The 26,602-nt window shown below is 38.0% G+C and carries 21 protein-coding genes and 3 pseudogenes; 8 read left to right on the top strand and 16 right to left on the bottom strand.

Annotation, left to right across the window (positions count from 1 at the left end; translation table 11 throughout):
• From tnpC (DKZ56_RS03405) to DKZ56_RS03385, 5 genes and pseudogenes are all read left to right on the top strand, one after another.
• Positions 1 to 705: IS66 family transposase (gene tnpC, locus DKZ56_RS03405; protein ID WP_208651313.1), on the top strand; the 705-nt coding region annotated here is incomplete at its 5' end.
• 311 nt (positions 706 to 1,016) lie between these two features.
• Positions 1,017 to 1,715 (top strand): AbiTii domain-containing protein, encoded by a 699-nt coding sequence (locus tag DKZ56_RS03400; protein WP_168412286.1) that lies wholly within the window; start codon positions 1,017 to 1,019, stop codon positions 1,713 to 1,715.
• A 1,044-nt stretch (positions 1,716 to 2,759) separates the two neighbouring features.
• On the top strand, positions 2,760 to 3,758 hold the full coding sequence (locus tag DKZ56_RS03395) for a Hachiman antiphage defense system protein HamA (RefSeq protein WP_168412287.1): 999 nt from the start codon (positions 2,760 to 2,762) through the stop codon (positions 3,756 to 3,758).
• Complete coding sequence (locus DKZ56_RS03390) at positions 3,751 to 6,723, top strand: DEAD/DEAH box helicase (RefSeq protein WP_168412288.1); 2,973 nt, start codon at positions 3,751 to 3,753, stop codon at positions 6,721 to 6,723. The genes DKZ56_RS03395 and DKZ56_RS03390 overlap by 8 nt, the downstream gene beginning before the upstream one ends.
• Before the next feature lie 480 nt (positions 6,724 to 7,203).
• A pseudogene (locus tag DKZ56_RS03385) lies at positions 7,204 to 7,638 on the top strand (transposase); the annotation flags it as partial.
• A gap of 209 nt (positions 7,639 to 7,847) precedes the next feature.
• Here the strand turns inward: DKZ56_RS03385 and tnpC (DKZ56_RS03380) are convergent.
• Positions 7,848 to 8,843, bottom strand: a pseudogene (tnpC, locus tag DKZ56_RS03380) (IS66 family transposase); the annotation flags it as partial.
• Between the two features lie 343 nt (positions 8,844 to 9,186).
• Here tnpC (DKZ56_RS03380) and DKZ56_RS03375 point away from each other — a divergent pair.
• A pseudogene (locus tag DKZ56_RS03375) lies at positions 9,187 to 9,666 on the top strand (transposase); the annotation flags it as partial.
• Between the two features lie 190 nt (positions 9,667 to 9,856).
• Here the strand turns inward: DKZ56_RS03375 and DKZ56_RS03370 are convergent.
• From DKZ56_RS03370 to DKZ56_RS03350, 5 genes are all read right to left on the bottom strand, one after another.
• Positions 9,857 to 10,699: a cobalamin-binding protein gene (locus tag DKZ56_RS03370; protein WP_208651312.1), complete on the bottom strand. Its 843-nt coding sequence runs from the start codon at positions 10,697 to 10,699 to the stop codon at positions 9,857 to 9,859.
• Positions 10,700 to 10,836: 137 nt separating this feature from the next.
• Positions 10,837 to 11,601 (bottom strand): ABC transporter permease, encoded by a 765-nt coding sequence (locus DKZ56_RS03365; protein ID WP_208651311.1) that lies wholly within the window; start codon positions 11,599 to 11,601, stop codon positions 10,837 to 10,839.
• Between the two features lie 4 nt (positions 11,602 to 11,605).
• On the bottom strand, positions 11,606 to 12,574 hold the full coding sequence (locus DKZ56_RS03360) for an ABC transporter substrate-binding protein (RefSeq protein ID WP_208651310.1): 969 nt from the start codon (positions 12,572 to 12,574) through the stop codon (positions 11,606 to 11,608).
• Positions 12,575 to 12,611: 37 nt separating this feature from the next.
• Entirely contained in the window at positions 12,612 to 13,397 is a 786-nt protein-coding gene (locus tag DKZ56_RS03355) for an ABC transporter ATP-binding protein (RefSeq protein ID WP_425471047.1), read from the bottom strand.
• 201 nt (positions 13,398 to 13,598) lie between these two features.
• Entirely contained in the window at positions 13,599 to 14,048 is a 450-nt protein-coding gene (locus DKZ56_RS03350) for a winged helix-turn-helix transcriptional regulator (protein WP_096550807.1), read from the bottom strand.
• A gap of 131 nt (positions 14,049 to 14,179) precedes the next feature.
• On the opposite strand from DKZ56_RS03350, the gene DKZ56_RS03345 reads away from it, so the two are divergent.
• Positions 14,180 to 14,713 carry a DUF4242 domain-containing protein gene (locus DKZ56_RS03345; protein ID WP_208651308.1) on the top strand — a complete coding sequence of 178 codons (534 nt, stop codon included), beginning with the start codon at positions 14,180 to 14,182 and terminating at the stop codon, positions 14,711 to 14,713.
• A gap of 184 nt (positions 14,714 to 14,897) precedes the next feature.
• Entirely contained in the window at positions 14,898 to 15,953 is a 1,056-nt protein-coding gene (locus DKZ56_RS03340; RefSeq protein WP_208651307.1) for an acyl-CoA dehydrogenase family protein, read from the top strand.
• A 227-nt stretch (positions 15,954 to 16,180) separates the two neighbouring features.
• Here the strand turns inward: DKZ56_RS03340 and DKZ56_RS03335 are convergent, their stop codons facing one another.
• From DKZ56_RS03335 to DKZ56_RS03290, 10 genes are read right to left on the bottom strand one after another with little or no spacing between them, the layout of a single operon-like run.
• A complete protein-coding gene (locus DKZ56_RS03335; RefSeq protein ID WP_245989588.1) occupies positions 16,181 to 16,828 on the bottom strand; it encodes an ABC transporter ATP-binding protein in 648 nt (215 codons plus the stop codon).
• The gene (locus DKZ56_RS03330) at positions 16,791 to 17,774 is read right to left on the bottom strand and encodes an oligopeptide/dipeptide ABC transporter ATP-binding protein (protein ID WP_208651306.1); all 984 of its coding nucleotides are present in this window, start codon (positions 17,772 to 17,774) and stop codon (positions 16,791 to 16,793) included. Before DKZ56_RS03330 ends, DKZ56_RS03335 begins: the two co-directional genes overlap by 38 nt.
• A gap of 15 nt (positions 17,775 to 17,789) precedes the next feature.
• The gene (locus DKZ56_RS03325) at positions 17,790 to 18,626 is read right to left on the bottom strand and encodes an ABC transporter permease (RefSeq protein ID WP_208651305.1); all 837 of its coding nucleotides are present in this window, start codon (positions 18,624 to 18,626) and stop codon (positions 17,790 to 17,792) included.
• Positions 18,623 to 19,615 (bottom strand): ABC transporter permease, encoded by a 993-nt coding sequence (locus DKZ56_RS03320; RefSeq protein ID WP_168412710.1) that lies wholly within the window; start codon positions 19,613 to 19,615, stop codon positions 18,623 to 18,625. The genes DKZ56_RS03325 and DKZ56_RS03320 overlap by 4 nt, the downstream gene beginning before the upstream one ends.
• A 23-nt stretch (positions 19,616 to 19,638) precedes the next feature.
• Positions 19,639 to 21,237: an ABC transporter substrate-binding protein gene (locus DKZ56_RS03315; RefSeq protein ID WP_096550103.1), complete on the bottom strand. Its 1,599-nt coding sequence runs from the start codon at positions 21,235 to 21,237 to the stop codon at positions 19,639 to 19,641.
• Positions 21,238 to 21,249: 12 nt separating this feature from the next.
• Positions 21,250 to 23,235: a carbamoyltransferase HypF gene (gene hypF / locus DKZ56_RS03310; protein WP_208651304.1), complete on the bottom strand. Its 1,986-nt coding sequence runs from the start codon at positions 23,233 to 23,235 to the stop codon at positions 21,250 to 21,252.
• Between the two features lie 32 nt (positions 23,236 to 23,267).
• The gene (gene hypE, locus DKZ56_RS03305; RefSeq protein WP_208651303.1) at positions 23,268 to 24,293 is read right to left on the bottom strand and encodes a hydrogenase expression/formation protein HypE; all 1,026 of its coding nucleotides are present in this window, start codon (positions 24,291 to 24,293) and stop codon (positions 23,268 to 23,270) included.
• A gap of 30 nt (positions 24,294 to 24,323) precedes the next feature.
• Positions 24,324 to 25,439 (bottom strand): hydrogenase formation protein HypD, encoded by a 1,116-nt coding sequence (gene hypD, locus DKZ56_RS03300; protein ID WP_245989587.1) that lies wholly within the window; start codon positions 25,437 to 25,439, stop codon positions 24,324 to 24,326.
• Between the two features lie 23 nt (positions 25,440 to 25,462).
• Positions 25,463 to 25,726, bottom strand: coding sequence for a HypC/HybG/HupF family hydrogenase formation chaperone (locus DKZ56_RS03295; protein ID WP_096550100.1), 264 nt, complete (start codon positions 25,724 to 25,726; stop codon positions 25,463 to 25,465).
• Positions 25,695 to 26,600: a NifU family protein gene (locus DKZ56_RS03290; RefSeq protein ID WP_245989586.1), complete on the bottom strand. Its 906-nt coding sequence runs from the start codon at positions 26,598 to 26,600 to the stop codon at positions 25,695 to 25,697. Before DKZ56_RS03290 ends, DKZ56_RS03295 begins: the two co-directional genes overlap by 32 nt.
• Positions 26,601 to 26,602 lie beyond the last annotated feature (2 nt).

Genomic DNA, 26,602 nt, shown 5'->3' with positions numbered 1-26,602 from the left:
GGAGAACATGCCAAAGAATTCCTAAAAGGGTTTAAAGGATACCTGCATGTCGATGGATATGCAGGATACCATAAGGTATCCGGCGTAACATTAGTTGGATGTTGGGCTCATGCCCGCAGAAAGTTCGATGAGGCTTTAAACGTACTTCCTGAATCCAAACGTCATTCAGCAGTCACAGCTCGGGAAGGACTCAATTTCTGTAATCAGCTATTTGCCATCGAGCGTGATTTGAAAGAATGTACACCAGAAGAACGATATAAAAAACGACTTAAACACAGCCAACCATTGTTGGAGGCTTTTTCAGCATGGCTAAAAACAGAGAAAAGCAATGTTTTACCAAAGAGTCTATTAGGTCAAGCCATTACATACTGCCTCAACCAATGGGAAAAACTCGTGGCATTTTTAGAGGATGGACGTTTAGAAATCGATAATAATCGAAGTGAACGATCCATTAAACCATTTGTGATCGGAAGGAAGAACTGGATTTTTAGCAATACTCCGAAAGGAGCTAAGGCCAGCTCAATCATTTACAGTATTGTGGAGACAGCAAAGGAGAATAAATTAAATCCATTTTATTATCTTCGCTACTTATTTGAAAGGCTTCCCAATATGGATATAAGCAATATGGATGAGCTTGATCAACTACTTCCTTGGTCCAAAACAATTCCTTTGAATTGTCGGGTTTTTAATAACTTATCACAATAATAGTATTTAATCCCTATCATTAAAAGGTGGGGATTATTTTACGCTTACTTTTTGTGGATATATATGCAAAAACCCGAAAACACATAATCCATTTGTAATCCTTCTAGAAGCCTCCGTTGCCTTTTAACAACTAAAATTAAACATGTATTATAATAATATCGAAATTGAAAAGGCTCCTTGCTTGAACCAATATCTAGATTAACTCTATGTTATAGTTCTTTAGAAAAAACTCGTTTAAATCGACAAAACACCTTATTTTTGTTTAATATAAAATTAAGAATACTATGTAATATGAAGAAGGTGCGAGAGAAATGGCCCGAAGCCAACTTTTAAAAGATGCTGTAAGTGGAAAAGAAAGTATTGAAAACATATTGCTAAGATTAAAAGTTATATTGTCGGATTTGGATAATGAAAATATCATGAACTGGGTTAATGGGGAATTACAGGGTTATAAGGATAAAGAAAGTGTACCTTCTTACAGGATCCTTAAAGGAAGAATTATCGGAACCTATTTAATAAACTTCTCTGTTAAATATAAAGATGCTCCTGTGCCACTAGAATTTTTAATATCCAAAGAGGAAATAGACGAGCTACGTACAGTAAGAATGACGGATGGAATTGCAACAATCCAAAACATCCTTCGGGGAGAAAATAGAGAAAATTACGGGTTTGTAATTCCTACAGCATACTGTCATGCAATATCAACAGATGACTTCCAAATAGCTGGAATGAGAGTTAGAATCGGATCAAACCAACTGGATGGCATTGTGTCATGTGTAAAATCCAAACTAGTGGAAGTAATCATGGAACTAGAAAAGGAATTTGAAAATCTTGATGAGTTAGATATTAGATCCCAAATTAAGGAAAATGAATCTGTAAAACAAGTGATTTATAATATTGAAAATATCATTTATGATAAATCAGTTAAAGTCGGAGACAAAAACAAAATAGAAAGGTCAAGGATTGGCCATTTATTTGGCCATTTATGGGAAGGAAGAGATAAAAAATGAGTATTCAAATAGGAGATAATAATAAAATTAAAAACTCGTCCATTGGTCATCAATATGGTTCGAACAGAGGAGAAAAGGAATCAAAGGAGAAGAAAACGTTTTTTGAAAAACATCCGGCTCTTTTTAGTTTTATCATTTCAATTTTGGCTGGTTTCATTCTACTTTTCTCATTTTGGAAATCTGTTATTATATGGATAGAGAGCCTTTTTAAATAGGTTTGGAGAAAAGATCACATTCAAAAAAGTTAATGATATTAATTCCTTTTAACAAATTCTCGGTAGTTGGTTAAAAAATGCAAAAACCCACCTTCATTGCATCGGTGGTGGAGGTTAAATAATTTTTTACAGGTTCTCATAATTCAACAACGGGAGCTTTAGTGGAATAAGGATAGGGAAACTTTTATAAACTGTGGTTTCCCTTAATTTTATTTTATATCAACATTGACGTTTAAATAGCCAATAAGAAAAAAACTGCTGTTCACGTTAATTGAACAACAGTTTATGCACTTTCAATTTGCAGTTTATTCATAAGATCTTCCAGTTCCACATATGGTGTAAGCTGATATTTGATGCTTGTGTCATATCTGTTTCGAACCCCCTACTTTTTCACATCTTTCTAAAATTCTATTTATCCAGAGAGTCTCTAATTCATTTTGGCTAATAAAACCTCCCTTCAGTAAAAAAGACCGCAGCACATGGTTATCTCCGTAAGATAACATCATGTAACCGCGGTCTTCTCTTATTATGGTTACTTTTATATTTGAAATAATCGGTTAATCAAAAATCATTATAGCCTCTAAATTCGTCATTTTAAGAGGGAAAGAAATTTTTTGAAAAAGAAGAAATGTAGCGCGGTACTTCTTCCCTGAACGAATTACCAGTTGCAATAACATAATAAATTATTGTCAATAAGATTAAATTTATACTATGTTTTTACAAACATGATTAACAAATGACAATTATTGTCTAATATTAGCAAATGATGTATTATTATTAAGAGGAATTAACCGAATATTTAAATAGAAATTGAAAATGGAGTATTTGCTTGTTTAAAAAGGGTGTGATTAACATTCCACAATTCCTATGTCATTTCTCTTCAGAAACAACTATGGAACAATTTATAATATTAGAATTAAATGAGGAAAAAGAACTTTTTGAAAAACTACCAGATTACTATAGAAAATGTTACATAACTGACTCTGATTTAGAAGAGAGAATCAAAAATTTCGGACCAGCAGAACAAATATTAAAGAAACTTATACCTGATCCCGGAAAGACTATGTCGGGTGAGTTTGCAGAAATATTATCTTATCAGTTACTAATTGACATGTATAAAAATTCTGATTTTAATCTTTTTGGTCCTAAAAAGTGGCTTTGGAAAGTAGACCGTAATGAGCCAATGAAAAAAACGGATGTAATATTATTTGGAGTTAAAAATGCTGAAGTATCATCACCGGATGATCTTGTTGTGTCTGCTGAAATAAAGTCAAAAGCAACGGCAGGTGATTTTCATCCTTTACAAGACGCTATAGATGGAGCTAAGGATGACTATGTAAAACGAATGGCAATTACTCTTTCATGGCTGGAAGAACAATATATCAGATTAAATGATTCTTCGGCTTTAAACTCAATTAAGAGGTTTGTTAATGCAATTGAACCTAATTATGGACCTTATAAAAAACACTTTAAAGCTATAACTGTTATTGATAGTGATATGGTTTTAGTAGAGTTAGGACGTGAAATTGATTATTCAGTAAAAGTATTAAAAAAAGATTGGAAAAGAATTGAAAATGACTGTAAAGAGCTTGGGGCATCCTATGACAATGACACGAAGAAGCTTTCATTTAAAAATGTTAAAAGAGAAGACATTCTTCGAAGTAATAGTAGAAATAGAGACTTTATTCTCTACCTTTATGATTTATACAATTTTAAATTAGGTGATTATTCTGACGTGACAATAATATCGATTAAAAATTTAAAAAACTTTTATGAAAAAGTTTACAAGAATATAGTAACGTCATATAAGGTGACTGCAAATGAGTAATATTTTGGTAGATTGGATTCGGGATTCTAATTCTTGGAGAAATGCTATGGAATTAGATGTCCTTGAAAGGCAAGAGAAAGAGTATTCATTTTTAAAACAATCAGATGATTTTTATATCTCGCTATTTAATAAGGTTTATAAAGCATTATCAAGCGATGCTTATTTAACGGAAGAAAATCGCCAAGAATTACTTTTTATTGCAAAAGGGCTAGAAATTTACTCTATCCAAAGTACACGTGAAAACTTTTTCGGAGTCAATTATGCTGAAAATATGCTATATGCATCATCAATATATTACTTAACAGATTACTTTACAACCTCTTCAATATTAGCAAGAATGTTTGAAACAGAGGATTATGAATCTGAGATAGATCGATTTATTCACGCATTTTTAATTAATAACAGGAACATTAGAAATCCATATATGGATAGACTTAATGATTTCTTGGAATCAGGAGATAAGCAAATATTAATTAGTATTATTAAACTAATCGATGAGAGATTAAAAACTTCGGACCCTTATAAGTATGTTCAACTATTATTGGCGAAGAGATTAATTGAAAAATTTAGTGAAAATAATATTTGGAATAGCCTAACTAGAGCAAATCCCGCAATTAATTGGAAAGATTTTGTTTTACATAAGCTGGAAAGTAGTTGGGTATTATTCCCTTCACAAGAAGCAGCTCTGAAAAAAGGGATACTCATTAATGATAATTCATTTTCTATTCAAATGCCCACAAGTTCTGGGAAAACTTCTTTATGTGAGATAGTCATTTATAATGAAATTGTTTACAAAAAGAGAAAAGTGCTTTTACTAGCTCCTTATAGAGCTTTGGCATCGGAACTAAAATATGCTTTTACTAAAAAATTTAGAAATCTTGGTTTAACAGTTAAAGCTATATATGGTGGTCATACGCCCACTAAAGAAGAAAAAGTTGAAATGGAAAATGTTGATTTATTAATATGCACTCCAGAGAAGTTTATGGCCATAGAAAATTATATTCCAAATCTTCATGAGACATTTTCAACTGTAATTTGTGATGAGGGACATTTACTTGATGATGAACACAGGGGTTTAAATTACGAACTATTGTTAGCAAAGTTCAAAAATAGTAGTACACAAGAAAAAAAGTATATTTACCTTTCCGCTATTATTCCTAATATAGCAACAATAAATTCTTGGTTGGGCGGAGATGAAAATACCCTTATAAAATCGGATTATAGGCCAACTAACTTAACTTATGGTTTTTTAATAGAGCAAGGTGACAATAAAAATAAATACTTCAATTTAAAATTATATTCCCAAAAAAATGGACTTGAAAAATCCTTGATAAACAAATTTTTAAGTGTTAAAGAGGATTACAAATATAAGAAAAGTTCTACTGGTAAAATAAACACATATAAATATAAAACTTATAAAACTAGAGCTATTTCAGTTGCTTTACGTTCGCTAAATAACGGTGTGGTTGCAGTATTTACTCCCCAAAAGGGTGAAAATGGTGTTAAAGGTCTAGCAGAAGAGATAATTAATCAAATTAGCCTGCTCAATTTTCCTAAACCTTTAGATTTTTCTAAAACTGAGGAATTAGAAAATCTAATAATATACATTGAACAGGTTTTTGGAAAGGATTATATATTAACAAAGTCTGTTGAGAATGGTTTCGTGATTCATCATGGTGATTTACCGCAATTTGTAAGGGAAGTAATAGAAAATAGTATTAGAAAAAAGATAGTACCTTTAATAGTTTGTACAAATACCCTTGCTGAAGGGGTTAATCTACCGATAAAAACTCTTGTGTTGCATACAATTAAAAGATTTAATTCTTCCTTAAAAATAATGGAGCCAATTAGAAAAAGGGATATAAAAAATATTATTGGCCGAGCCGGAAGAGCTGGTCAAGAAACTGAAGGGTTAGTAATTTCTGTAAATCCAAGTGAGTACAGTTATATCCAAGAAGTAATATCTGATGATCAAATAGAACCAGTTAGGGGATACTTGTACCAAATAATTAATGAAATTACAAACGAATTAAAAGAAGACAGATTGTTAATAACAAATGAACTCATTGATGAGCAAAGTGAAGAATTTAAAAGATTAATAGATTCAATTGATAAATCAATAATAGATTCTCTTTATGAAGAATCAACCCCTGATAATATTAGTGATATCCTTGAGAATTTAATAAATAAAACTTATAGCTACTTTCAATCTGACTACAATAATAAGTTAACGCTTGAGCATATTTTTAAATTAAGAGGCGAAGTTCTAAGTCCGTACTTAAAACGGAATGAAATTGGTATATTAAAACAAAGTGACTCAACAGTTAGAATATATGAAGACATTAAAGGGGTTATCAATTTAGGAGATGATTTTTGGCAAAATACTTCCCTTCCATTTACTGACGAAACTATTGGTTACCTACTAGATATTATATACTCTTTAAATCATCTAGAATTCGATTTTGAGCAATTTCATCAAGAAAATGATATTAATCTTACAAAGGGATTATTGAAAAAAGTAATATTAAACTGGATAGAGGGCGAATGGTATGGTGATATTTCAAATAAAACCAACGTTGAAGTTGAAGATGTTCTAAAAATAATGTTATTTATCGAATCCAATATCGTACCGGTTTTATCAAAAATAGTTACAATCGCTAAGATTGAATTGCAAAAACAAGGAATAATTATAAGTAAGGATCTTGAAGATTTAGGCCTATTTATTCAGTATGGTATAAACAGTCGTATTAATTTAATCTTAATAGAGTTAGGTTTTAGTGAAAGAATGGGAATTCTTTTTGTCGGTAATTGGATTAAAAATAATTTCTCAACGTTAAATTTAAATGATAAAGATACTATTGAAATGATTTTAAGAGAAAATAAAATAGAAATTATAGAGTATCTTAAAGAAACTGTTCCTCTTATTTCTTTAGATGCTTTTAGATCTAATTTGAGATATATATAGTTATATTTTATCTAGGTGTGGGAAGAAAGATAGTTTCTCAAGTATTATTTAAAGTTAGAATAGGCTGAGAAAGTCTAGAGTCCAATAAAAGTTAGGAAAAGTATGTATAAAATTTCACTGATAATAACAGGAATGAACATGAGAATAATATTAGATAGAATGAAGGTGCTACAATTCAATAGCTTTTTATAATGAATGGATCGTTCAAATTATTTCAGTACTAATTGAAGTGAGAAAAATTGCAACATTTTGGGAGAGATAAGGTATAACAATACAATTATTAATGGAATGACTTATTTAGATTGGTGATTATTATTAGAATAAAGGATTTGAATATTTAAAAATTTTATATATGAGCATTTTGAACATTTTTCAACCCAAGAACTATAAGGTTTTCTAAAGCATAAAAAAGGACTTCACCCCTTATTTGTAGAATTTTGAAGTGACCAAACCACAAAAATCCATAAGGAGGAAGTCACTTTGTATATTCTACAAGAAAGTCTATTTTCCTTTGAAGAATTGCAAATTTTAGAGTCAAAAGAGAAATTACCGATTTTTTTTAGTGCTCTAGATTTGCGTCCTTATGCTAAACAATTGAAAAGTTCTTCACCCCAAGGGGCTGAAGGACATTCCAAAGAAGGGATATTAAGGGCTCTTATCGCTGCCCCATTAGAAGGTATTGATACTTTTACTTCTCTTCACAATCGATTAAAAAATGACCTGCGTTTTCGTTACCAATGTGGTTTAGATATTAGCAGGCCTGCACCATCCATCTCTACTCTTAGCCGAGTATTTTCTACACTAACCAAAACTGGACTTGTGAAAAGAATCTTTCAAGATCTCGTCCAGTTAGCTCAAGAGGAAGGAGTAATTGATGGAAAACATCAGGCTATCGACAGTGCCGCCATTGATGCGTAAGCGTAAAATAACGCCCACGTGTTTTTTCGGTAAGCGTAAAATAACGCCCACGTGTTTTTTCGTGGGCGTTTATTATATGCTCTATTTAGTTTTATTTGGTACGCGACATTCGTAAGCCCGAAATATGTGAGATAAATAAAAAAATGCGCACCCTCTGGTACGCACGATGAATAGCCCTTCAATCCCAAGTTTTTTCGGATTGAGGGCTATTTTGCCATTGCACATGATTCACGAATTGTTTTCGACCATGGCAAATAGCGATCTAATATTTCTGGCTGTTGATGGATTGGTAAACTTGGGAGTTCCGACAATACTTTCACTAAGTATTGATAAAAATCAATTCCATTCGCTTTTGCCGTTTCAGCCAAGCTTAAACAGATGGCATTTGCATCGGCTCCCGATTCACTCACGGAAAACAGCCAGTTTTTTCGTCCAATGACATTCGGCCGAATCGCATTTTCAGCTGGGTTGTTGTCCATTTCAATGCGTCCATCATACAGAAAAGCTTTTAAGCCTTCGGCGTGCTTCAATGTATACTCCGCAGCTTTTGCAAGGGCATTCTTCCCATAGAAAGGAGATTCTTCAATCCATTTGAAAAATGCCTCGACAATTGGTTTGGACTCCTTTTGTCTAGCTTTTCTCCGTTCACTCGGTCGAAGTTTCTTAAATTTACGTTCTAGGCGGTAAAGTCGATCACAATAATCTACACCAATCCGCCCATTTTTACTATCAGCTTTTAACCAATAGCGACGAACATGAGCCCAGCAGTTGGCAAAATGAATATTCGGTACATCATGGTATGCAGAATATCCATCGCAGATAATCGTTCCTTTAAAGCCTTTCATAAAGTCATTCAAAATTTCCCGACTTCGAGATAAAGCACTATGGAACAGAATAATTGCCGGTCCTTGAGAAGCTACGCTACGGAATACCCAGTTGTAAGCCTTAGATTGGGCTGGCTTCCCATCCGAGCGATTCAAAACTTGGGCATAGGTTTCATCGACATGGAGGATGGATTTTTTCATGAGCTTTTCTTTCATCCGATTATATAATGGAAGAAGCCAATCTTCTGCTGTGCGAATCACCCAGTTGGAAAGATTCTTGTCATTTGTCAAGAGCCCATAACGATGCCATTCCTTTATTTGCCGATATAAGGGTAAATAAAGGACAAACTTGTCATAAATAAGTTTTGCTAAGACCGTTGTTTTCAACTGCCAAACAAAAACACCTCCTCTGTAATCGATAACTCTATCTTACAGGGAGGTACGATCGATTGATATGCGTCGTTTGAATTCGGGCTTACGTATCTTCACTAAAGGAGAGGGGAAATGAACTAAATGGGAAGGTATCCGCACTAAATAAGGAAGCAAACGCACAAATAGGAGCCGTATCCGCACTAAATGAGAAGGTATCCGCACCAAAGTGGGAGGTAAACGAACAAAATGAGAAGGTATCCGCACTAAAGGGGGAAGTATCCGCACTAAATAGGGAAGCAAACGCACAAATAGGAGCCGTATCCGCACTCTATTGGATAAAGAGATTCGTCCAGTCATGCCATATACAAGGCCTAGAACAAAGGACGGTTTCTTTAAAAAGTATGAATATGTATACGATGAGCATTATGATTGTTACATCTGCCCAAACAACCAAACTCTTGAATACCGAACAACAACAAGAGAAGGATATCGACAGTACGCTTCGAAACCGGAAATATGTAAAACGTGCCCATTTTTAGAAAAGTGTACCCAAAGTAAAGATCACACTAAATTTATTCATCGCCACATTTGGGAGCACTATGTGGAAGAAGTCGACCACTTAAGACATACAGAGATCAATAGAAATATATATGATAAGCGCAAAGAAACGATTGAACGGGTCTTTGCCGATGGAAAAGAGAAGCATGGCATGCGATGGACAACTCTACGAGGATTGGAAAAATTGTCCATGCAGGCGATGCTTACTTTCGCTGCCATGAACTTAAAGAAAATGGCAAACTGGACATGGAAAAGACCATGTCCAGCCTAAATAAGACAAGAATCTTAGAAAATGATGAGCAAAAAAAAGACAAACCCCAACTCAAATGAAGCATTTGAGTTGGGGTTTGTCGACAGTCTGAAACATCATTTTCTCTTTGGAGAAAATGATGTTTTTTTAGATTTGTCCCAACCTCTCTAAAGGTAGAGATATCCAATCCCCTTCCGTTCCCCAAAGTATACTATAAAGAATTTTCTTTTTCTTTTTCTTCTTCACCAAGCAATGGATCCTTTCCATCATAAGGAGGAAAGATTTGCGGGTGCAAAAGGGCCGCCAACTTGCATAATCCTTGCAACAGTTTTGGAGAAGGACGGCAAAATAAGGCCTCTTCCAATATATAAAATTCGTTATTTTGAATGCTTTTCATTTCTTGAATTCCTGGGCGCTTCATTATCACTTTTGGATTCACTCTTTCTGTTTCAACACCTACCCATGCAATGCAAAACACATCCGGATTTCTCTTTTTTACTTCTTCCCATTCTGTTTGAACATTGGCCTCTTGAAAATCTTCAAATATATTTTTTCCCCCAGCGAGTTCAGCCAATTCCGTCAACCAATTCGTCGCACCGGGCGTAAAAATCGGCTTGGCCCACCATTCAAAATAAACGGTTTTCCTGTGCTCAACTTGTTGAGATAATTTTCGGTACTTCTCCAGCATATCCATAAATTTTTGATAAATCCTCTTTGCCTCATCCTCTGTATTTGTCATTTCACCAACGCATAGTAAAGTTTCCCCGACTTCCGCAAGGGTTTTTGGATTCGGCACAATTTGATACGGAATCTTCCGTTTTTCCAGTTCTTCAATATTCCGTTCCATTCCAGGGACGGAAAGGGAAGCTAATACTAAATCCGGTTTCAGCTCTTCCACCTTTTCTATATCAATATTTAAATCTCCGCCTAATCGCGGCAATTGTTCAATTTCTTTCGGCCAATCAGAATAATCATCCACCCCGACTAAAGAAGATGCCAAACCTAAATAGCCTACAAGTTCCGTATTGCTTGGACAAATGGAAACTAGACGCATTTCTCTCCCCCTCGTAAACTTTGTGAATGTATTTTTCGATGCAGCAAGGGAAAATCCTCTCTTTTCAAAAAAAAAAATGCCCAAATTCTTGCATGCAGCGAAGAAATTGAGCTTTTTTTCTTAGAAATGGGGAAATCTTATGCACTTTGTCTTCCCCAAATACGGTTGATCCAGTTTTCAAACAAACCAACTGCCCGGTCCAAAATAAAGCCTGCAACCCCGATAAACACAATACCCGCCATCACCAAATCCAATCTCATGGAATTTCGCGCATCGACAATCAAATAGCCAAGGCCTGATTGGGAGCCGACCATTTCACCGGATACTAAGAAGATCCAGGCCGTTCCTACCGCGATATGGAGGCCATTGGCAATATACGGAAAAACAGCCGGGAAAATAATTTTTCTCAAAATTTCGAACTTCTTTATTTCAAAGTTTTGGGCCACTTTCAAATAAGTAGGTTCCACCTTTCTTACGGCTGCAACAGTGGACAATAATACCGGGAAAAAGGCGGCAATAAAGATGATGACAATGGCCGGAATATTCCCAATCCCAAACCAAAGCACGATAAACGGCGACCAGGCAATCGGAGAAACAGGACGCAACACTTGAACGATTGGGTCAATCACGCCCCATAATAAAGGAATTCTTCCAAGAACCAGTCCCAATAAAATGGCTACAACCACCGCTGATAGATAACCGGAAATGAAACGCAATAAACTTACTTGCAAATGAACCAATAATGTTCCGTCAGTAATTAAAGATACAATTCCTTCCCACACTAAAGAAGGTGGTGGAAACAAAGCGGCTTCGTAATCGCCCGCTACAACAATAAACTGCCAAACCCCAATTAAAATGGCAAATCCTATAATGGCGTTAATGAAAAATTTATAGTTCTTCATTCTCTCACTTCGCTTTTTCTATAAAAGAATTATTAACAAAGTCTTCATATGCCGGAGGATTATCGAAGAGTCCCATTTCCACCAGATGATTAGACAATTCTTCATAATCTTCCTGATTGATTTTTAAATCATCGTAAGAAATCCATTCTAAAGACAAATCAAGCACATTTTGTTCCACATTCAAATAATTGGATAACATGTCCTTCACATGCGCATCTTTTTGTTCAGCAGCATGGCCCGCCGCAATATAGTAATTCACAAATTCCTGTGCGAGTTCGCTTTCCTGTTCAATAAACTCTTTGCGCAATACTAATGAACAGTCAATGGAGTTTTTCCAAATTTCATTATCTTGATAAAGCACCTTTCCTTTATCGAGGGAGACGGATACGGCGCCAAATGGTTCTGCCACCACATAGCCGGATATTCTCCCTTCAGAAAGAGCGGCCGGCATTTCCGCAGGCGGCAATTCCACAACATTTACATCTTCATATTTCAAACCGTTTTGTTTCAACAATTGATAAAGTAATATATTTTGAGTCGAGAATTTATGCGGAATGGCAAAACTTTTTCCTTTTAAATCTGCAACTTGATTAATATCTTTGGAGACAACCACCACGTTGCCATCACGATGTCCTAATGCCACAGCATTCAAATCAATGCCTTGTTCCTTTGCTTTCATGGCAAGAGTAATTAGCATGGATGCCCCATCAATGCGGCCTGTATTCAAAGCATCGGAAAGCTCAGTCCAAGAACCAAATTTAATGAGCTCCAAATTAAAGTTTTGATATTCTTCCAGTTCTTTTTCCACAAATAATGGCACCGCATGTGTTATTGGCAAATAACCGATTTTGATCGTTTTCTTTCCATTTCCGCTTGTTGCAGATGAATTCTCTCCTTCAGAATTGCAAGCATATAAACTTAATAGAAGAATCGTTGCAAGAACAAACAATAACCCTTTTTTAATTCGTTTCATGACTACCCATCCAATCTATTTTTTTCATTTGCAAAAATTAAATATTGAACTCAATTAAAGTTTCAGGTCTGCTGAAGTGGAATTCTTTAAACACAATGTTTCGATAATACTGAAAATCTCCGTTGCTCCGGTCCCGGGGTTTCGTCAGATGGATCTTGATTTCTTTATGGATTCTTCCGGGATTCGGATGCATAATAAAAATTCTGTCGGATAAATAAATGGCTTCATCAATGTCATGGGTGACAAGAATCATCGTTGTTTTTTCCTGCTCCTGGATACGAAGCAATTCATTTTGCAAATAATAGCGATTAAATGTATCCAAAGCAGCAAAAGGTTCGTCCATCAATATCAATTCCGGTTGCAGGGCCAAGGCTCTTGCAATTCCCACTCTTTGTTGCATACCGCCGGATAATTCATGTGGAAACATATTTTCTTTCCCTTGCAACCCAACTAATTGAATATAGTGCAACGCTTTCTCTTTTCTTTCTTTTTTATCTTTCATTGATTTTTCAAGCCCCAGCTCCACATTTTTTAACACGGTCCGCCAAGGGAGCAAACCGTAATTTTGGAACAGCATAATGCATTTTCTACTCGGCCCATTGACTTTTATGCCATCTAACAATACTTCCCCGCCAGACGCTTGTTCAAATCCGCCGATGATATTCAACAAGGTGCTTTTTCCGCAGCCGCTTTCCCCCAAAATGGAGATGATTTCCCCTTTTTGAACAGTAAAAGATATATTGTCTAATACTTGTACATCTTGTTTGTTCTTTTTGAAGCTTTTACTCACTTGATGAATTTGAATCATTGGTTGCCGATCCAGAACCATCCCATCCACCTCCCACCTTCAAAATCATAAATGTATATAAGATTACTTAGTTTTGTAATTTTAAGTTATTTTATTATACTTTGTAATATTTTTCAACTACCTTTAAGAATTTTTTGAAAACATCCCTTTTCATAAAAAAAGCTGGCAATAGTGATAGGGTTTGTGAACCCCATCAACCTATTGTCAGCTTTTGGCTTATTCATTTTCAGCTGGATTGCTGACCGGAACGACTGCAATTTTATTTACCCGCTCCCCGGTTCTTTTTGAATAATATCCAATTTCTATCTCATCGCCTGTTTCTTCATCAACAATTTTTTTATAGCATTTTTTTAAATGTTTGCTTCCCCATATAATGAAGGCATTAAAAACATCCTCCAAATCTTTTCCGCTGTCCGTCAATTTATAGCAATAGCGGGGTGGGTGCTCCGAATATAATTCGGTTTCCACGATTCCTTGTTGTTCCAAATATTTCAGCCTCTCAGATAAAAGATTGGAAGAAATGCCCTTTAGCCCTTTTTTGATCTCGTTGAATAACGTATGTCCTGATAAAATTTCGTGAATAATCAGCAGCGTCCATCTGTCGCCGATGATATTCAGCGATTGTGCAATATTGCAAGGAATATCGTATCGAGTTTTTGTTTCCATATTCAGCCTACCTCCGTTTTCCCAGTTTAACATAAAAATTATTTTATATACAAAGTTGATTTTTTTAACTAAGTATAATATTATAACCTTACCGGAAAACTAAAATTTAAATTTAAGCGAGGGGTTTATTAATGGGATTATATTTAGTTGAATCTTCCTTAAAAGGAATTGTATCTACAAAAGAAGAATTGAATCAGACTACAAAGTCACTGCAGGAAAAATTGGCAGCAAACAATGCGTCTTTAATTGAACTGCAAGTATCAAAAGATTTCACTCGTGCATTTTTTATCTTTGAAGGCGAAAAACGCGCCGATTTTACTGATGTGTTAAGAGAATTTTCCATCCCGGTTCAACTTGTCAAACCAGTCCGCCTGGTTGGTAAAGACTTGGAAGAAGTAAAGAAAAGCAATGAAGTTGTCAACTACTTAGTTGAATGGAATATCCCGGAAGATATTACGATGGAGCAATACCTTGCCAGAAAACAGAAAAACTCTGTGCATTATCAGGAAGTGCCGGAAGTGAAATTCTCAAGAACTTATGTATGTGAAGATATGACAAAATGCTTATGCTTCTACGATGCGCCGGATGAAGAAGCTGTAAAACGCGCCCGCAAAGCCGTTCAAACACCGATCGATTCCATTACAGAAATTTTGCCTAACGAGTAAATGTTTTGCCCAACCTTTCCAAGTAGCAAACCAATCAATGGTTTTGCTACTTTTTTTAATTTTCAGTTGTTTTTTTATACAAGGTATAATAAAATAACTTTAAACTTACTAAACTAGTCTGAATTATTTGTTTTATTATAATTTATTTTACCTTCAATGGAAAGGGTTGTAGAGGTGAAAGCCATTGACGAAAAGCTTAGCGGAAAAACCGTTGCTGGAAAGCATCATCGAACAAAAGTTGAAGCCTTTTGTAAAGAAAATTGATACAGAAGGCTATTACGCAAGGGATTATTTGCTGGAGCTCGGAAAAGAAGGATTTTTCCGGTCGGAAGGCAAAACGGAAACAGAATACCTTTTAAAAGAAATGAAGTTGGTGGAAGAAACGGCGAAAGTTTGTATGACTACGGCATTTTGCCTTTGGTGTCACCTTGCCGGATTAACGTATGTGCGAAATACAAACAATGCGACCATCAAAAACCGCTTACTGCCGTTGTTTGAAAATGGAGAACTTTTGGCTGCCACAGGCTTATCCAATCCAATGAAATATTATGCCGGGCTCGAAAAATTGCATTTACGTGCTGAGGAAACGGACGGAGGTTACATCCTTTCCGGCGTTCTTCCGGCTGTTTCAAATTTGGAGGAGAGCCATTGGTTTGGTACCATTGCGAGCGTCAGTGAAAGTAAACGGGTGATGTTTTTTGTTCCATGCAATGCCAAAGGGCTAACACTCAAAGAAAAGGCTGGTTATTTAGGCGTAAATGGAAGCGCCACTTATGCTTGTCAATTCGATCAAGTATTTATTCAAAATGAGTATGTGCTTGCGGAAAATGCCGACGAGTTTGTCGAGCTGATTCGTCCGAAATTCATTCTATACCAAATCCCATTGGGCATCGGTATCATGAAAGCTTCTACTGATTCCATTCATAAAGTGAAATCAAGACAAAATGGGTGCAATCAATTCTTGCCGACACAAGCAAGTGATATTGAAGAAACCATCCATCAAATTGAAGAAAAACTCGAGCAATTATTGAAAAAAGATTCTCTACACTGGAAAGAAATCGCAAAAATCCGCTTGGAAACGACCTATTCAACATTGGAAGCTACACAAGCAAGTATGCTTCATAACGGAAGCGCCGGGTATTTGCAATGTTGCGACCCTTCCCGCCGATTGCGCGAAGCCTATTTCTTTGCAAATTTGACACCAACCATCAAACACCTGGAAAAAGTTCTTTCTAACTAATACCCAATTGTAAGGGGCTGTCCAGAAAGTTGAACACTTTCTGAACAGCCTTAGTAATATTCTCTTAAAAACTTTCCCTGCGGTGGTCACAAAACGCGCCTCCTCGTCGCAATTTATCTGCAGCAAAAACTCTAGCGACAGCCGCAATTTATCTGCGGCGAAAGCATATGCGACAGCCGCAATTTATCTGCGGCGAAAGCATATGCGACAGCCGCAAAGGGGGCGTCTCAAAATGACTTTTCAGACGCCCCCTTTAATTGATTAAAATCAATGATGCGATCGCTAATTCGTTCCAGCAAGGAAATGTGGTGACTGATGGCCAATACTCCGATATTCCGCTCTTTTACAAGCCGAATGAGAGCATGCCATATTTGCGCCTGTGTAATGGCGTCGAACATGCTGGTAATTTCATCGGCAATAATATACCGGGTATCGGGATGAAAGGCGCGGGCAATGCAAAACCTTTGCAGCTCGCCGCCAGAAAGTTCGTGAGCTCTGCGATTGAGCCACTCCTCTTTAATGCCAAGGATAGAGGGGATATCTTGATCCAATTCTTTTGCTTCTTCAAATATTTTGGAAAGCTTCCATTTAGGATTGATAGCCTGTTCAGGATGCTGCCAAATCAACTGCACTGGGTACACTTCTGAATGATTGCTCTTTTCACCATCCACTAGAACTTCCCCTTCCATAGGCGAAAGATAGTTTGCCATAATTTTCGCTAGGGTTGTTTTCCCCGATCCGCTTTTTCCGTATATGCCGATAATTTCTCCCCGTTCAATGGATAAATGGATGTTTCGAAACAGCCAATTTGAACGATTGTAATAAAAACCAATATTTTTACATTCCAGCATAGAAGCACCTAACCATTTCGTCATGACTAATCTCTTTTAATAACGGCTTTTCTATTTTGCATTTTTTCGTTGCTTTCGGACATTGCTTTGCAAAGGAACAACCGGTCAATTTTTCAGTAGCGGAAGGTTGGGTGCTATCAATGGCGATAAACCCGTTTTGCGGCAATGCATTCCACAATGCCCTGGAATATGGGTGGCGGAATTTCCCGCCTTTTTTCAAATGTTTTTTGTCAACCACTTCAACGGTTTCCCCCGCATAGAACACGGCTATTTTATCGGCTACTTTCATTGCCGCTTCTAAATCATGGGTAATCATGATTACTCCCTTGTTGTCCTTTGCCAACATTTTTATTTGGAATAACATTTCATCTATTGATTCATAATCCAGTCCATTCGTTGGTTCATCTGCAATGATTAACTTCGCTTCACTCGCCAACGCCATGGCAATAAAAATTTTTCGAATCATCCCTCCTGAACATGCGGAAGGAATTTGATGATAAACATCTGGGTCCAGCCCTACCTTTTGGAAAATTTGCTTCACCGCTTTTTGACGATTGTTTTGTTTCATTAATGTTTTTACTTGTTTTCCTACTTTCATTAAAGGGTCTAAGGCATTGGTCATTTGTGGAATCAACAGAATATCATTGCCCCGAAGCCGTTTTCTTCGTTTCTCCGTCAACAGTTCGTTTTCGTATTTTATCATCCCATCAACAATTGAATTCTTCGGATGAATTCCTAAAATGGCGTCCGCTAACAAACTTTTGCCTGACCCACTGGCACCTACAATTGCCACTACTTCTCCATGATGAATCTTTAAATGAAAGTCTCGAATAACATATAAACGTTCCCTTGTCCATCCTTTGCCAAATCGTTCAATGGTGAGGGATAAATTTTTTACTTCCAGCAAAAGATTGTTTTGTATTTTTTCTAGTTCTTCCTGTGTTTCATGATTCAATTCATAAACATGCATGAATGAAATCCTTTCTTAATTTGGATTCAACAGTTTTCTCAAGTTATTGCCCAACGCATCAAATATCACGACCATCCCAAACAATGAAAGACCAGGAAAAACAACAAGCCACCACATGCCCATTGTTAAATATTTCATCGCCTCTGATAATATTATGCCGATAGCGGGCTGTTCCGGCGATAATCCAAACCCTAAGAAAGTAATGGCGGATTCATGCAATATGGCATGCGGAAACAACAAGATAAAGCCAACAAACAATTGGGGCGCTAGCTGCGGCAAGTAGTGATGCCGGATAATCCACATGCGGGATTTTCCCAATTTCTTAGATATATGTACATATTCCGATGATTTGATTTGCAAGATTTCCGCCCGTAACACCCTCGTCAGCGAAGGCCAATGGGTAAATGCAATCCCAATCACAATGCCTTTTACTCCCCCTCCTAGCACGAAAGCAATTAAAATTAAAGCGACGAGGTGGGGAATGCTTAAAAACAAATCGATAAGCATCGTGACAAGCGAATCAAAAAATTTATTGATCGATGAAAGCAAGCTTAATGTCAATGCAATCACTGTACTTATAACAGCTGCGAATAATCCTACCTTCCAACTTAAATGAAGCCCCAAAAGCGTTCGAAAAAACATATCGCGACCTAGCCAATCTGTCCCAAAAGGATGATCCAAGGAAGGGCTAAGATGCTTTTCACCCATATTTGCTTCGATCTGTTCTTCCCCAATCCAAAAACCACTAAGGGCAACTAGCAAAAAGAGGCATACAAGTCCGATGATTTTCCATAAGATTCGTCTTTTATAATTGGTACTGTCAAAATCAATAAAAAGATACTGATTTTTCATATCGTTTCACCATTTTTCATCCGTACATCGATGAGGTAATACAACAAATCGGCCAATAAATTGCCGATAAACACAAACAACGTACTAAATACAACGATTCCCAGCAACAGGGGAACATCACTATTCATTCCTGCTTGAACGATGGCTTGTCCCAAACCCGGATAAGAAAATACTTGTTCAGCTAAAATGGCCCCTCCAAACAATTCTCCAAATGAGGCAAAGTGCACAGAAATGGCAGGGAATAACGTATTTCGCAAACCATGTCTGGCAAAAAGCCGGAAACCTTCTTCCCCCTTTGACCGGGCAAATCGGATAAATTCACTCTCGAGAACGTCCATCACTTTTTGCCTTGTATGAAGGGTGATATTGGAAACGCCAATAATACTTAATGTCAAAGCAGGGAGAATGATATGTTTTAACCAATCCCATACCGTTACTTCTTCAGCCAACATTCCAATAGGCAGGCTTAAACCAATAGGAAACCAACCGAGCCACAAGGAAAAGACAATTAATAATAATATGCCTATCCAAAAGGCAGGTGTTGAAGCGAGGATGAAACAAAAGGATTTAATGGCTTTATCTATCATCGTTCCTTTATTCATCCCTGCAATGACTCCTAATGCATAACCAAAAATGCCAGAGATTATCCATGAAATTGCCATTAATACAAAAGAGGCCAGAAATCTTTCTTGTATTACAGCGATTACCTCTTGCCTGTATAAGAGGGAAGTGCCCAAATCCCCATGCAAAAACATATTCAACCAATTAAGAAATTGCTGTGTTTTTGATTCATCGACACCAAAATATTCAGCAAGTCGTTCCTTTTGCTCTTCGCTGACCACCATCATCTCCGCCCCGAGATAGGATTGGATGGGATCGACAGGCGAGAAGCTGACGAGTATGAAAGAGAACAAGACAACGGCAAATAGCAATATGGCAAATTTCAATGTGCGCAATAGAATAAATTTTCCTATATTCAAGAGTTGCAATGCCCTCTACCTTCTTTCCATACTCACTCTTCCCATGTCCAATCTGCAATAAATTCCGTTATCGGCCATCCGTGTCCATGGGGTTGTATCTTCTGTTCGCCTATATTCAAATGTTCATTCACAAAATATAAGTGCTGAAGATTCACCAACCAAACCCATGGAGCATCGCCCAAAGCAGAAAAGCCCGTTTCTCCATCCCATTGGGCTTTTTTCCAATATTCATTAGCTTCCTCCGGCGTTATAGCATGAATAGCCTGGTCCATATATTGGTCGACTTTTTTGTTCGAATAATAGTTAGCATTGGAATAGCCTTGGCCACGGTATTTGCTATGGTACAGGTGGTAAATTTCAATCGGGTCATGGCTTCCCCATCCCATAACGACTGGCGTTGAATGCATAACTTCCTCGATTTCGCTCCAGCTTTTGCCTTCCGTGTTGACCTCAATGCCGATTTCTTTGGCCATTTGTTTAAATGCAATGGCCAACGATTGGCGCGTTTGGTCACTGGCGGGATATACCAATGTAAAACTTGCCTTCTCTCCGTCTTTTTCAAAAATTCCATCCGCGTTTTTCCGCCATCCGGCATCCATTAAAATTTGTTCTGCCGCTTCTATATCCCCATCTTCAAAAACGGTCTCTTCATTCCACCATGGCAGTTTGTCCGCTACCGAAAAAGCAGGAGTGCCGAATCCTTCAAGAACATCTTCCACTAGCTTGTCCCTGTCAATGCCGATATTCAGCGCTTTTCGAATGGCCAGATCCGATGTAACCTCATGCCCAATTTCAATTCCTTTTTCAGCATCGTATCCCGGTTTTACGAAAGGCAGCATAATCCCCCGGTTATCTACACTATCCAAGGCGATTAACTTCATTCCAGAAATGGATTCTTTCGCTAAGTTTGGCGGAACGGATACAATATCCACCTGTCCCGCTTTTGCCGCTAAAAATGCGGCATCCTGGGATAAAAAGAGGAATGTTAATTTCTTAAAAGGAGATTTTTTTCCGTAATAATAAGGATTCTCCTCGACAATCAGCTGCTGCCCTTTATCCCATTGCACTAACTTATATGGTCCAGAGCCAATTGGATTTTCCCGATAGTTTTCAGAATAGGCATGTTTCGGTACAATTCCTAGCATTGTTAATGTGTATAAAAAGGTCGATTGGGGTCTTTCTAAAACAAATTTCACTGTTTGGGCATCAAGTTTTTCAATCTTTTTTAAGTTTTGTAAGTCCACCACTGATTGGCTGTTTTTGGCCGTTTCAAAGGTAAATATCACATCCTCGATTGTCAGCGGCTCACCGTCGGAAAACTTCACATCATCGCGAATTTTTACAGTCCACTCCAATCCATCTTCACTCACGCTATAGTCCACGGCCAAATCCGGCTGCACATTGAAATTTCGGTCCAGTGTAAGCAAGGTGCTTTGAAACAATGGGGAACCGTACCGCCCCCATCCAGTCGTTGGATCAAATCCATCGGTCGGTTCTGAGCCGATTGCCAATACTAAACTATCTTTTTTCTTGTCTGTTTCTGAGTCAGAAGCTTGGGATGCGCATGCAACCAGCAGGAAACATGCGAAAATCAGCACTGATAAAAGTAGGAATCGATTATTAACCTTCATAGTGCTCACCTTTTATTCAATGATTGTTGCTGAAAGAATGGCTGCTTGTCCCAAACTGATGCAGTTATCGCCCAATGGAACTTCATCATCATATAAAATTTCAATCTTTGAACCTTCCAATAAATCGAAAATGTCGGAAACCAGCAGACTATTATGGAACACCCCGCCGGACAATACGGCGTAATTCGTATCATATTCTTCACAAAGGGACTGAATCACATCCACAACCGCCTGGGCCAAACTGCGATGGAATCCCCTTGCAATCACTGATGGTGATTGGCCTTTCAGCTTTGATTGAATCATTTCTTCAAATAATGGGCGATAGTCTAATTCTTCACCCGTCCAAGGGAATGTGTAGACTTCTTCCACTTTGGATTGGCTGGCCAAATACTCCAATGCTATAGCCGCTTCCCCTTCAAAGGAGTTGTCCAAATGGAAACCTAGTAATGCCGCCACCGCATCATATAACCTGCCTACAGACGTTGTCGGAAATGTCCGAATATTTTTTTCCTTAATTTTCAGCGCTTTCGGGAACGGATCCGGAAGCTGCAGCCGATCAAACAAGTCTTTGTCAAAATCCCCAATAAATCCAGCTAATGCTTGAAGCGGATATGTTGCTGCGGCATCTCCGCCAATTAAAGATGCTTTTCTTAAATGGCCGTGCCGCGTAAATCCTTCCTGTACGCTTCCAACAAAGATTTCACCGCCCCAAATTTCTCCATCTTCACCAAATCCAGCACCGTCAAAAACAATGCCAACAACCCGTTCGGACAGTTTATTTTTCAATGCCAATATAGAGGCCAAATGGGCTTTATGATGTTGAACGGCGATGTGTCGATAGCCTTCTAAATTTTGGGCAAATTTAGTCGTAAAGTATTCCGGATGCAAATCATAACCGATGATGGTTTCGCTCAAGTCCACCCCATGGATGGCCAAATAATCCTTCACTGTCCGTTCAAACTTCAACTGTGTGCCATATTTCGTCATGTCACCAAGATGGTGGCTCATAACGACTTTCTGGTCTTTTACCAGCGTAATGGTGCTCTTTAAATCTGCACCTACCGTTAAAATCGGGCGGGAAGAAGGCAACGTGATATCCAACAAATTGTTATAGCCCCGGGATCTTCTAAATGGAACTGCTCCAAGTTTTGTCACTTTTAAAACCGTATCGTCAACGCTGCGCTCAATTTCACGTTCTCCTATTAATGTTGCACATTGAAAATCCTCTACTAATCTCGTTAATTGATCTTCTTTATGAATAGTAGGTTCTCCTGGATAATTGGCGCTTGTCATCACGATATAGCGGGGTGCTCCAAAATGGAAAAGCAAATGCTGCAATCCTGTATAAGGCACCATAAGGCCAATATCCGTATTATTTGGCGCCACGATGGAACTCAATTCTTCACTTTTTGATTTTGCAAGCAGAATAGGTCGCTTTTTCGATAACAAAATGGCTTCTTCTTTTTCGGATAAATGGACAATCTCCTTGGCCGCTTCTAAATCTTTAACCATAATGGCAAAGGATTTTCTTGGACGGCCTAATTTATCCCTCATTACCTGTACTGCATTTCTATTAAAGGCATCGCAAACTAAATGATAGCCTCCATTGTTTTTTACAAGAAGGATTTCCCCGGCATTCAATAGTTCAGCGACCCGACGAAACATCTCTTCGCCTTCATAGCGCTCTCCGTTTTCAGATAGGTAATAGTTTGGGCCGCATTGTGGGCAGCAATTTAATTCTGCGTGGTACCGGCGGTTTTGCGGATTTTCATATTCTTCTTTACAGGTAGGGCACATTTCCCAATCCGCCATGGTTGTATTTTGGCGTTCAAATGGAACATTTTTCATTAACGCATATCTTGGACCGCAATTAGGGCAGCCGATATATGGATATAAATAACGTTTACTTTCCGGGTCAAACAATTCTTTTAAACAATCATCGCAAATAGCAGTATCAGGTAAAAAAGTATAGGTCATTGTACGATATGGCGTTGTCATTTTTATTCCTCTCTTTCTAGGGTTAAAGATTGCTAACATATCCGTGGGAGCGGATCACCGACTAACATATCAATCGCACGCGTTCCTCCATAGGAAGAGCGGGAAAGGACAATATGGCGGTCGCTTTCAAACACTTCTCCAATGATGGCTGCCTGTTCTCCACCTGGAACTTGTTGAATGGCTTTTAATGCGGCATCGGCATATTCCTCACTAACAACAGCAATGAATTGTCCTTCGTTTGCAATATGCATAGGATCAAGACCTAGTATTTCACAAGCGCCGCGAACTTCTGGATTCACTTGGATGGCTTCTTCTTCAAGCATGATTGCCACTTTTGCATCTCTTGCTAGTTCATTTAAAGCCGTCGCCATTCCTCCACGGGTTGGATCTCGCATCCATTTTAATCCCGGTGCTGCAGCATCAATCAGTTTCGAAACAAAGGGCCAAACTGCACGGGTATCTGATTTGATATCTGCCTCTAAGTCAAGTTCTCCCCGGGCAAAGAGAATGGTGATGCCATGATCTCCAATAGGCCCTGAGAGAATGATTTTGTCTCCTTGCTTCACCCTGCCTGCTGATAAATTGACTCTTGGATCCGCCAAACCAATGCCTGCTGTTGTAATAAACAGCTTGTCCGCTTTTTGATGTTCGACCACTTTTGTATCGCCGCCTACAATGGCCACATTTGCTTTTTCCGCCGCTTCATGCATGGCTTTTATTTCAGCTTCCAATATTTCTGTTTCCAGACCCGCTTCGATGATGAAAGTTGTCACAATTGCCAGTGGTTTCGCACCGCCCATTGCAAGATCATTTACCGTTCCATTGATTGCTAGCTCTCCAATGGAACCTCCTGGAAATCTCAATGGATTCACTACAAAACTATCTGCTGTAAAAGCAATTTGGGCTTGATCGATTTGGACATAGGCCGCATCATTTAATTCACTAACATTTAAATATGGCGCTAATAGTCCCTCAATTAACCTCCTGCTTGCCTTCCCGCCGGCTCCATGGGCTAGTTGAATGGTTGGTTCTCTAAATGCGATTTTCTCTTTCAGCATGGCAACGACTCCTTTTTCCTTGATAAAATGTTATAAGCTCATGGTTGAATAGAGATGATTGTAATAAGTTGCACACGCCCCTTCAGAAGAAACCATGAGAGCGCCGACAGGATTGTCTGGCGTGCATACTTTTCCAAACAATTTGCATTGATTTGGCTTGAGCATTCCTTTTAACACCTCGCCGCATTGGGCATCTTTATTTTCTTCAATCGTGATTTTTTCAACATTAAATTGCACTTCTGCGTCCCATTTCGCAAATTCTGGCTTTAGCTTCAATGCAGAATTTTGAATCGCGCCTAATCCGCGCCATTCGAATGCTGGACGGTCTTCAAACACTTGATCTATGATTTCGAGCGCAGAAACATTGCCTCCTTCCATCACAACCCGCTTATATTGAATTTCCACTTTGGATTCCCCGTTTTTCAATTGTTTGATTAACATTAAAATGGACTGTAATAAATCCAACGGTTCAAATCCAGAAATCACAACCGGCTTCTTATATTCTTTTGCAATAATTTCATAAGGGTGGGCGCCAATGACGACTGATGCATGCCCCGGTCCTATAAAACCATCAATCCTCATATTGGGCTGATCTAATATGGATTTTAAAACCGGTACGATTTTTACATGGTTGGAATAGACGAAAAAGTTGTCGATATCCAATTCTTTTGCCTTTAACACCGTAATGGCCGTAGAAGGCGCCGTCGTTTCAAAACCGATTGCGAATAATATTATTTTTTTATCTGGATTTTTTATGGCAATGTTTAATGCATCAAGAGGCGAATAAATCATCCGCACATCTGTACCCATCGCTTTGTAGTTTAAAGGCGAGCCTTTTTTTCCGGGCACTCGCATCACATCCCCAAAAGCTGTAAAAATCACATCCGAATTTTTGGATGCAATCTCCAATCCTTCATCCACACGACCTGGAGGAAGAACACAAACAGGACAACCTGGTCCATGTATAAACTCAATATTTTTCGGCAATAATTCTTGTAAACCGAAATGGAAAATGGAATAGGTATGCCCCCCGCATGCTTCCATAATACGGAAATGGTCATCCGGCTCGATGATTCGCTCAATTTCATCTAAAGTTTTTCGGATGAGTTCAGGATTGCGAAATTCATCCACAAATCGCATTTTCATGTTTATCCCCCAATCATATCCACTTATTCAAATTGATAGCCTTTCACTTCTGCTAACGCTTCCTGTTCTTCTCCAATTTCCGCTAACAGCTGTAATTGCTCTTTCGCTTGTTCTTCACTGATTTTATTCATTGCAAATCCGACGTGGATTAACACCCAGTCATCTACTTGTACATTTTCGTGTTTGATTAAACTGATGTTGACTTTACGTCTAACACCTGAAACGTCAATCATCGCCAAATTGTCATCCAAAAGCTCAATGATTTTTCCTGGAATCGCTAAGCACATCTACAATCCCCCCATTCCCGGTTCTAATCCACACTTTTTGATTTTCTATTCGGACAGGAAACGGTTCTAATTGAATATATGGGACAGTTATACATTCCCCATTGGTTAAGTCAAAGCGAAACGTTTCGTCATGCCCGATTAAAAACATATTTCCTTCTTGCTCAACTGCCTCTTGTGAAAAAGGGATTCCTTTATGAGGGCATCGATTTCGGTAAGCCATTACTTTGTTATCAATAATAATGAGCAACACATCTATGCCATCAATCGAGATGTAATAGGGTTTATTCTCTTGAAGCTCTTTGATATTTGGCCCTTCTCTCCAACATGAATCTAATAAGCTCCCCTCGTCCACTTGTTGATGAAATGGCATAAAGCCCGGAGATAACTCGTTCACCATCTCAACTCTTTCAATTTCCGGAACCCGAGTTTTGATGGCTTCTTCCACTACACTTTTTAATGTCACCGCCGATAAGGAACACCCCGAACAAGCTCCTTGCATTCGTACATAGACCACATTGTCTTCTATTTTCTCTAATTCAATATTGCCGCCGTGGGAGTTTAAATAAGGCCGAATCTCTTCCATAACCGCTGCGACTTTTGTATATAAGTTTTGTTTAATAATTCCATGCAATAAAAGCATCGTATAGACAGAAGGGTCTTCAATCGCCTCCATCATCAACCTTTTTCCTTCATCCGTTGAGCGCACAATTTTGACTAGCTTTCTTAGGGCATCTTCATGAAAAGCTTCTATGGCTTTTTTTAACTCCATGATTTTTTTCAGTTGATAGTCCGCAAAATCCATGTCCCGTATCTCTCTTAAAATTTGATCGATCCGCCCTGTCAAATCCTCTACACTTCTCGATGGTGTTTTCAAAA

The organism is Ureibacillus thermophilus (assembly GCF_004331915.1).
Taxonomy (GTDB): domain Bacteria; phylum Bacillota; class Bacilli; order Bacillales_A; family Planococcaceae; genus Ureibacillus; species Ureibacillus thermophilus.
Note: the sequence above shows the minus strand (reverse complement) of the source record. Positions and strands in the feature narration are given on the sequence as shown.